Below are 7,894 nucleotides of genomic sequence, written 5' to 3'. Positions count from 1 at the left end.
TTTTCCCGCACACTTTCGGACATGATGACCAAGGTACTGTTTGTGTGCATGGGCAACATCTGCCGCTCGCCGAGCGCAGAGGGCGTATTTCGCCGCATGGTGAAAGATGCCGGTCTTTCCGACGTTGTCCGTATAGAATCGGCCGGGACTCACGCCTTCCATATCGGTGAGCCTCCCGATGCCCGTATGCAGGCTGCCGCCCGGAAGCGAGGCTACGACATCAGCGAAATCCGCGCGCGCCAGATCCGTGTCGACGACTTCCGGGAATTCGACATGATCCTGGCCATGGATTGGGACAACCTGTCGCTGCTGCAGCAGCAGGCTCCCAAGCAATATCAGCACAAGCTGATGCTGCTGATGCGCTTTGCCAACGAGTACGAAGAAGCAACGGTTCCGGATCCCTATTATGGCGGCCCCGAGGGTTTTGCCAAGGTGCTCGATTACATCGAGGACGCCTGCCAGGGCCTGCTTGAAGTCGTGCGCAAGCGCGCGACGCAATACCAAGCTGCCTGAGCCCCGTCTCCGGTCGTCATCCTTTCCTACTAGGCCATTCCCTTCATTGTTGCAGGCCCGGTCACCCCGGGCCTTGTTTCGCCGGCCTTTTGCCGCCGGCGGGCACCCCGGCCGCAAAGGGGCGCCCGATGTCTCCCTCCCCGAGCCCCGATCGACAAATCCCTAGAAAAACATTCGGGAATTCGATATACTTGAGCAAATCGCTAAGGAATTGCCCGTTGCGTGGAGCAACGACCGCGTTTCCCGCGATGCTTGAATCGGCAAGACTTGCCCCCGGCTGCAGCGCAGCAGGCCGCCACCGGCGGTGCGCGATCCTCCGCCATGGCGGCGCATGCATGCAGGGGCAGAGTCACTTCAGGGGTCTCGAATGCGACTAACTACCAAAGGACGTTTCGCCGTGACGGCGATGATCGACCTGGCGCTGCGCCAGCACAGCGGTCCGGTTACCCTGTCCGCCATCAGCCAGCGCCAGAACATTTCCCTGTCCTATCTGGAGCAGTTGTTCGGCAAGTTGCGCAGACACGAATTGGTCGAGAGCATGCGTGGGCCCGGCGGCGGTTATTCGCTGGCCAAGCTGGCGCGGAACGTCACGGTCGCCGACATCATCTTTGCCGTGGATGAGCCGTTGGATGCCACCGACTGCGGCGGCAAGCAGGACTGCACGCGCGGCAACGACGGCAAGTCCGGCAAGTGCATGACGCATGAGCTGTGGGCCACGCTCAACCGCAAGATGGTGGAGTACCTGGATTCCGTTTCCCTGCAGGACCTGGTCGATCAGCAGCGCATGCGAGAACTGCAGGAGGCCAATGCTGCGAAGTCGGTCCTGGTGGACCGGCGCTCCGGCGCCACGGAGTCCTCCGCCGCGGCCTGACGCGGTTGCGGTTTCCTAGACAATGAAGGTTGTGATGTCATGATCAAAACACCGGTTTATCTCGACTACTCCGCCACCACGCCGGTCGACCCGCGCGTGGTCGACGCCATGGTGCCCTGGCTGTATGAGCGCTTCGGCAATCCTGCCTCGCGCAGCCACGCCTACGGCTGGGATGCCGAGAAGGCGGTGGAAACGGCGCGGGAGCAGGTGGCGGCGCTCGTCAACGCCGACCCGCGTGAAATCATCTGGACTTCGGGCGCAACCGAGTCAGACAACTTGGCGATCAAAGGTGCGGCGCATTTCTATGCCGAGCGCGGCAAGCACATCATCACCGTCAAGACCGAGCACAAGGCTGTGCTGGATACCTGCCGGGAGCTCGAGCGCGAAGGCTTCGAGGTGACGTACCTCGACGTGCAGGAGAATGGGCTGCTCGACCTCGACGCCTTCCAGGCCGCGATACGTCCCGACACCATCCTCGCTTCGGTCATGTTCGTCAACAACGAGATCGGGGTGATCCAGGACATCGAGTCCATAGGCGAGATCTGCCGCGAGCGGGGCGTGATTTTCCACGTCGACGCGGCACAGGCCACCGGCAAGGTCGTGATCGACCTGGCCAAGCTAAAGGTTGACCTGATGTCGTTCTGCGCGCACAAGATGTGCGGCCCCAAAGGCATAGGCGCGCTGTACGTGCGGCGCAAGCCGCGCGTGCGCATCGAAGCGCAGATGCACGGCGGCGGGCATGAGCGCGGCATGCGGTCGGGCACGCTGCCCACGCACCAGATCGTGGGCATGGGCGAGGCCTTCCGCATCGCCCGGGAAGAAATGGCGACCGAGAACGAACGGGTGCGCATGTTGCGCGACCGCCTGTGGGCCGGACTTTCCACCATCGAAGAGGTGTACCTCAACGGTGACATGGAGCGGCGCATCCCGCACAACCTGAACGTCAGCTTCAACTACGTGGAAGGGGAGTCGCTCATCATGGCGGTCAAGGAACTGGCCGTGTCCAGCGGCTCGGCGTGCACTTCCGCCAGCCTGGAGCCGTCGTACGTGCTGCGCGCCCTGGGCCGCAGTGACGAGCTGGCGCACAGCTCCATCCGCTTCACCCTCGGCCGTTTCACGACGGTGGAGGAAATAGATTTCGCCGTTGAACTGATCCGCAGCAAAGTCGAAAAGCTGCGCGAAATGTCTCCGCTGTGGGAGATGGTCAAGGACGGCATCGACATCAATACGGTGCAGTGGGCTGCACACTGAGCCAGGAGAAAGACATGGCCTATAGCGAAAAAGTCATCGATCACTATGAAAACCCCCGCAACGTCGGGTCGTTCGACAAGAGCGACGCGTCGGTCGGCACGGGCATGGTGGGCGCTCCCGCCTGCGGCGACGTCATGAAGCTGCAAATCAAGGTCAACGAACAGGGCATCATCGAAGACGCTCGCTTCAAGACCTACGGTTGCGGCTCCGCGATTGCGTCGAGCTCTCTCGTGACCGAATGGGTCAAAGGCAAGACGCTCGACGAGGCGCTCAGCATCCGCAACACGCAAATCGCCGAAGAACTGGCGTTGCCGCCGGTCAAGATCCACTGCTCGATTTTGGCCGAGGACGCCATCAAGGCGGCGGTGAACGATTACCGTGCCAAGCACGGAAACAGCTAAGAGGGAGCCATGTCGGTAACGTTGACCGAACGCGCGGCTAGGCATGTGAACCGCTACTTGGAGAAGCGCGGCAAAGGCATAGGCTTGCGCTTGGGCGTGCGCACCACGGGATGCTCGGGCCTGGCCTACAAGCTCGAGTACGTGGACGAAATCCAGCCCGACGACGAGGTGTTCGAGAGCCAGGGAGTGAAAGTGGTCGTCGACCGCAAGAGCCTTCCTTATTTGGCGGGCACCGAGCTCGATTACGCGCGTGAAGGGCTCAACGAAGGCTTCAAATTCAACAATCCCAACGAAAAGGCGTCCTGCGGTTGCGGTGAGTCTTTCACCGTGTGATGCAAAAAGAACTGGACCATTTCGAACTGTTGGGCCTGAAGCCCGGTTTCGCCGTCGATCGCGACGCGCTGGACCGGGCATGGCGCGAAGTCCAGGCGAGGGTTCACCCCGACCGCCATGCCGCCGGGTCCGCCCAGGAGAGGCGGGTCGCCATGCAATGGGCGTCGCGGGCCAACGAGGCCTACCGGACGCTGCGGTCGCCGCTCGCGCGCGCCCGCTATCTGTGCGAACGCGCGGGCGTCGACTTGCAAGTCGAGACCAACACGGCCATGACGCCTGCTTTCCTCATGCAGCAGATGGAGTGGCGCGAAGCGCTCAGCGAGGCGCGTGCGTCGCGGGATACGGCCGCGCTTGAAGCGCTGGCGGGCGAACTGGCTGCGGCGCGGCGCTCCATGATGGCCGAGGTCGAAGAACTGCTGGACCGCAAGCACGATTACGCCGCTGCCGCCGCCCGCGTGCGGGAGTGGATGTTCATTGAGAAATTCTCCGAGGAGATCGACGCGGCCGTCGAAGCTCTCGCGGAACAAGACTGACATATAGGAACGCATGGCGCTCTTGCAGATAGCCGAACCCGGCATGTCCGAAGCTCCCCATCAGCGCCGCTTGGCGGTGGGGATAGACCTGGGCACGACCAACTCGCTCGTAGCCTCCGTACGCAGCGGAATGGCGGAAGTCCTACGCGACGAGGAGGGGCACGCCCTGTTGCCATCGGCAGTGCGCTACCTGCCCGGGGGAGAGGTCGTGATCGGCCGCAAGGCGCTGCTCTCCCAGGCTGAAGATCCACACAACACGGTGGTGTCGGTCAAGCGCTTCATGGGGCGCGGCTTGGCCGACGTGCAAAAGCTGCGCGTGCCGTATGAGTTCGTGGACGCGCCCGGCATGGTGCGCATACGCACGGTGCAGGGAGACAAGAGCCCGGTCGAGGTATCCGCCCAGATCTTGGCCAAGTTGCGCCAGTTGGCCGAAGACGTGCTCGGCGACGACTTGGTGGGGGCGGTGATCACGGTTCCGGCCTATTTCGACGATGCGCAGCGGCAGGCTACCAAGGACGCAGCCCGGCTGGCCGGCCTGAATGTATTGCGGCTGCTCAACGAACCCACGGCGGCGGCGATCGCCTATGGGCTGGATAACGCGGCCGAGGGGATTTATGCGGTCTACGACCTTGGCGGCGGAACGTTCGACATCTCCATTCTCCGCCTTTCCAAGGGCGTCTTCGAAGTCATCGCGACCGGTGGCGACACCGCGCTCGGGGGCGACGACTTCGATTCGGCCATCGCGGCTTGGGCCGCACAGGAATCGCAGCTCGGCGAGCTCGGGCCGGAAGACCGTCGGGCTTTGCTGGTTGCCGCGCGCCGCACGCGCGAAGCCTTGACGGACGCGCTCGAGGCCGAGCTGTCGGTAGCTTTGTCCGGCGGAAGAAACGTCGCGTTGAAACTGAGCCGCGAGCACTTCGAGGCGCTGGCCAAGCCCCTGGTCACCCGCACCTTGTCGAGCGCCCGCCGCGCGTTGCGCGACGCCGACCTGAGCGTCGAAGACATCAAGGGCGTAGTCATGGTGGGCGGGGCGACGCGCATGCCCATCGTGCGGAACATGGTTGCAGAGCTGTTCGGCACCGAACCCCTGATCAACCTCGACCCCGACCAAGTAGTTGCGCTGGGGGCCGCCATGCAGGCCAACCTTCTCGCCGGAAACCGTACTGCGGACGGAGATTGGCTCCTGCTGGACGTCATACCGCTTTCGCTGGGACTGGAAACCATGGGCGGGCTGGTCGAACGCGTGATCCCCCGCAATAGCACCATACCCATTGCCCGCGCGCAGGACTTCACCACATTCAAGGACGGCCAAACTGCCATGGCAATCCACGTGGTGCAAGGCGAACGGGAACTCGTTTCCGATTGCCGGTCGTTGGCCCGCTTCGAGCTGCGGGGAATTCCGCCGATGGTGGCGGGCGCTGCGCGGATACGGGTGACCTTCCAGGTCGACGCCGACGGCCTGCTCAGCGTCACGGCCCGCGAGCAGAGTTCCGGCGTAGAGGCTTCGGTGTCGGTCAAGCCCTCGTACGGCTTGTCGGATGAGGAAGTCGCCGCCATGCTGGCCGATGGCATGAAGAGCGCCGAGGTCGACATGAAGATGCGGGCGCTGCGCGAGCAGCAGGTAGAGGCCCGGCGTCTCGTCGAGTCGGTGGAATCGGCGTTGCAGGCCGACGCCGACCTGCTGAACGAGGACGAATTGGCGGCGATACGCGCCGAACTCGACCGGACGGCGGCGGCAGCCGAGGGCGAAGACAGCGACGCGGTGCGCGCCCAGGTGGAAGCGCTGTCCCGCGCTACCGAAGATTTCGCCGCCCGCCGGATGGATCGCAGCATACGCCGGGCCTTGTCGGGCCGGCGCCTCGACGAAATCGCATAAAGCCGTTCGCCGCTCCAGTATCAGGTAGTCATCATGCCTAAACTTACGGTGCTTCCGCACCCCGAAATTTGCCCCGAGGGCGCCGTCATCGAAGATGCTCCTTCGGGCCAGTCCATTTGCCGGGTGCTCCTCGAGCATGACATTCCCATCGAGCACGCCTGCGAACTCTCGTGTGCGTGCACGACGTGCCACGTCATCGTGCGCGAGGGCTTTTCTTCCCTCGAGGCAGCTAGCGACAATGAGGAAGATCTCCTCGACAAGGCATGGGGCCTGACTTCCACGTCGCGGCTCTCGTGCCAGGCCATCATCGAGGATGCCGACCTGACGATCGAGATTCCCAAGTACACCATCAATCACGCCAGCGAGAACCACTGACGAGCGACGCCGCTGCGCGCGGGGGCGGTTAAACTGGAAGGGTGGCACCTTCCCGGAAATTTCCGTTGCGCCGGCCCGTCCCCGACGCTATGTTGGCCTTGCCGGCTCTCGGCTTGGCGCTGATCCGGAGAAATCGGATGAAATGGACGGACATCTACGAGATTGCCACCGCCTTGGCCGAAGCACACCCCGACGTTGACCCGTCTCGAGTGAGATTTACGGATCTGCACAACTGGGTGTTGGAACTTCCCGGCTTCGACGATGATCCGAAACGATCCGGGGAAAAGATTCTTGAAGCCATACAAATGGCATGGATCCAGGAAGCCTAGTGCCTTGACGCCATTCCTGGCCGCGTGCGCAGCGTGCCCGCGGTTCGACCATGCCGTCCGTTGTGGCCGATAGCGATGAGCATGGTTTCTCGATTTTCGAGTCGTTTTTCATTTCGCGATCGACCTTTACGGTGGGCGACGCTGGCGGCTGCGCTGCTCGCCGCGGCAGCTTGCACGCCCGCGGTCTCCCTGCATGAGCCGGAAACGCCGCCTGTCGCGCCGCCGGCCGCAGCCAGCGCACGCGGGGCGGCTGCCCCAGAACCCGAGTTGCCTCATACTCCGGTCGCCATCGCTTACGCGGTGACCGATGCCGGCTCGATCGAAGCCCCAACGACGCCCGGCTGGAATCCCCATGCTGCCTCGCCCGTCGACCTCAGGGGGACCGTCCCGGTCTACGGACAGCCGCGCGCCAGCCGACCGTCCAGTTACGAGTTCGAACAGAAGCTGGACGACACGTGGGTCGTCAAGCAAAGCGTGCGCTACGGTCGTGCCGAAAACCAACCCAAGGTCGACTGGATCACGGGATCGCCGGTAGCCGGGCAGGACGCCATCGGTCCGGGCCTGGGAACTTTCCACGTCGGCACGCACGCCCAGGCCAGTTTCGCGACGGGAGGCTTGCGTCACCAGGTCAAATTCGGTTTCGACTATCTCAAGTCCCGCGACATCCAGGAAAGCGGGCTGGCGCCGTCGCCTTCGCTCGACATTTTCGATGCGGCCTACGGCACGGCCATCGGCCAGCCCCGCGTCGTCACGCGCTCGTTCACTGAGCAAAGCAACCTGGGATTTTTCGTCCAGGACCAGATCCAATACGACAAATGGACGGTGTCCATGGTCGGGAGGCGCGACCAGAACACCCATCGCACCATAGACCTGACCTCGACCGACGGCGGAACGGGCATCCAGGAGGATGACGTCTACAGCGCCCGCCTGGGATTGCGCTACCAGTTCGACAGCGGGCTCGCGCCTTACGTGAATTACTCGCAAAGCTATGCCCCCCGCACGGCGGCCGCCGCTTCCGCGGAAAGCCAGCAGTACGAAGCAGGCGTGCGCTTCCAGCCGCCGGCCCTCGGGGAGTTGATGACGGTCACCGCGTTCAACCAGATCCAGAACAATTCGCAAGTCAGCGATGCGCAAGCCGGGTGCGCCGTGGCGGGCTGCCGCGCCTGGGCCGAATTGCGCATTCGTGGCGCGACGGTCGAAAGCCGCTTGGAGCCGTTGCAGGGCTTGAACCTCGTGGCGAGCTATGCCGTGATCAATTCCGCGGTTCGGCGCGCGAGCGACGATGCCTATGCGAACCTGCTGAGCAATCGTTATCCGGAGGTGTCGGAGCAGCGCTTCTCACTCGGTGCCCGGTATGCCGTTTCCCGCGGCGCGCTGGCCGGCTTGAGCCTGGACGGCAGGGTGGGGCGGGC

The 7,894-nt window shown here is 63.7% G+C and carries 10 protein-coding genes; all 10 read left to right on the top strand.

The window, feature by feature from the left end; all coding sequences use genetic code 11:
- Positions 1 to 21 precede the first annotated feature (21 nt).
- Positions 22 to 513, top strand: coding sequence for a low molecular weight protein-tyrosine-phosphatase (locus IRZ12_RS13585; protein ID WP_296469341.1), 492 nt, complete (start codon positions 22 to 24; stop codon positions 511 to 513).
- 367 nt (positions 514 to 880) lie between these two features.
- Positions 881 to 1,384 carry a Fe-S cluster assembly transcription factor gene (locus IRZ12_RS13580; RefSeq protein ID WP_296469337.1) on the top strand — a complete coding sequence of 168 codons (504 nt, stop codon included), beginning with the start codon at positions 881 to 883 and terminating at the stop codon, positions 1,382 to 1,384.
- A gap of 39 nt (positions 1,385 to 1,423) precedes the next feature.
- Positions 1,424 to 2,635 carry an IscS subfamily cysteine desulfurase gene (locus tag IRZ12_RS13575; protein ID WP_296469335.1) on the top strand — a complete coding sequence of 404 codons (1,212 nt, stop codon included), beginning with the start codon at positions 1,424 to 1,426 and terminating at the stop codon, positions 2,633 to 2,635.
- A gap of 14 nt (positions 2,636 to 2,649) precedes the next feature.
- A complete protein-coding gene (iscU, locus tag IRZ12_RS13570; protein ID WP_296469333.1) occupies positions 2,650 to 3,036 on the top strand; it encodes a Fe-S cluster assembly scaffold IscU in 387 nt (128 codons plus the stop codon).
- 9 nt (positions 3,037 to 3,045) lie between these two features.
- On the top strand, positions 3,046 to 3,369 hold the full coding sequence (iscA, locus tag IRZ12_RS13565) for an iron-sulfur cluster assembly protein IscA (RefSeq protein ID WP_296469331.1): 324 nt from the start codon (positions 3,046 to 3,048) through the stop codon (positions 3,367 to 3,369).
- Positions 3,369 to 3,902: a Fe-S protein assembly co-chaperone HscB gene (gene hscB / locus IRZ12_RS13560; RefSeq protein ID WP_296469339.1), complete on the top strand. Its 534-nt coding sequence runs from the start codon at positions 3,369 to 3,371 to the stop codon at positions 3,900 to 3,902. Before iscA ends, hscB begins: the two co-directional genes overlap by 1 nt.
- Positions 3,903 to 3,915: 13 nt before the next feature.
- Positions 3,916 to 5,778, top strand: coding sequence for a Fe-S protein assembly chaperone HscA (gene hscA, locus IRZ12_RS13555; RefSeq protein ID WP_296469329.1), 1,863 nt, complete (start codon positions 3,916 to 3,918; stop codon positions 5,776 to 5,778).
- A gap of 33 nt (positions 5,779 to 5,811) precedes the next feature.
- Positions 5,812 to 6,153 (top strand): ISC system 2Fe-2S type ferredoxin, encoded by a 342-nt coding sequence (gene fdx, locus IRZ12_RS13550; protein WP_296469327.1) that lies wholly within the window; start codon positions 5,812 to 5,814, stop codon positions 6,151 to 6,153.
- Positions 6,154 to 6,290: 137 nt separating this feature from the next.
- Positions 6,291 to 6,482: a Fe-S cluster assembly protein IscX gene (gene iscX, locus IRZ12_RS13545; RefSeq protein WP_296469325.1), complete on the top strand. Its 192-nt coding sequence runs from the start codon at positions 6,291 to 6,293 to the stop codon at positions 6,480 to 6,482.
- 81 nt (positions 6,483 to 6,563) lie between these two features.
- Positions 6,564 to 7,894: TonB-dependent siderophore receptor (locus IRZ12_RS13540; protein WP_296469323.1), on the top strand; the 1,331-nt coding region annotated here is incomplete at its 3' end.

Source organism: Pigmentiphaga sp. (assembly GCF_019689535.1).
Lineage (GTDB): Bacteria > Pseudomonadota > Gammaproteobacteria > Burkholderiales > Burkholderiaceae_B > Pigmentiphaga.
The sequence above is the reverse complement of the archived record's forward strand: the minus strand, read 5'-3'. Positions and strand labels throughout refer to the sequence as shown.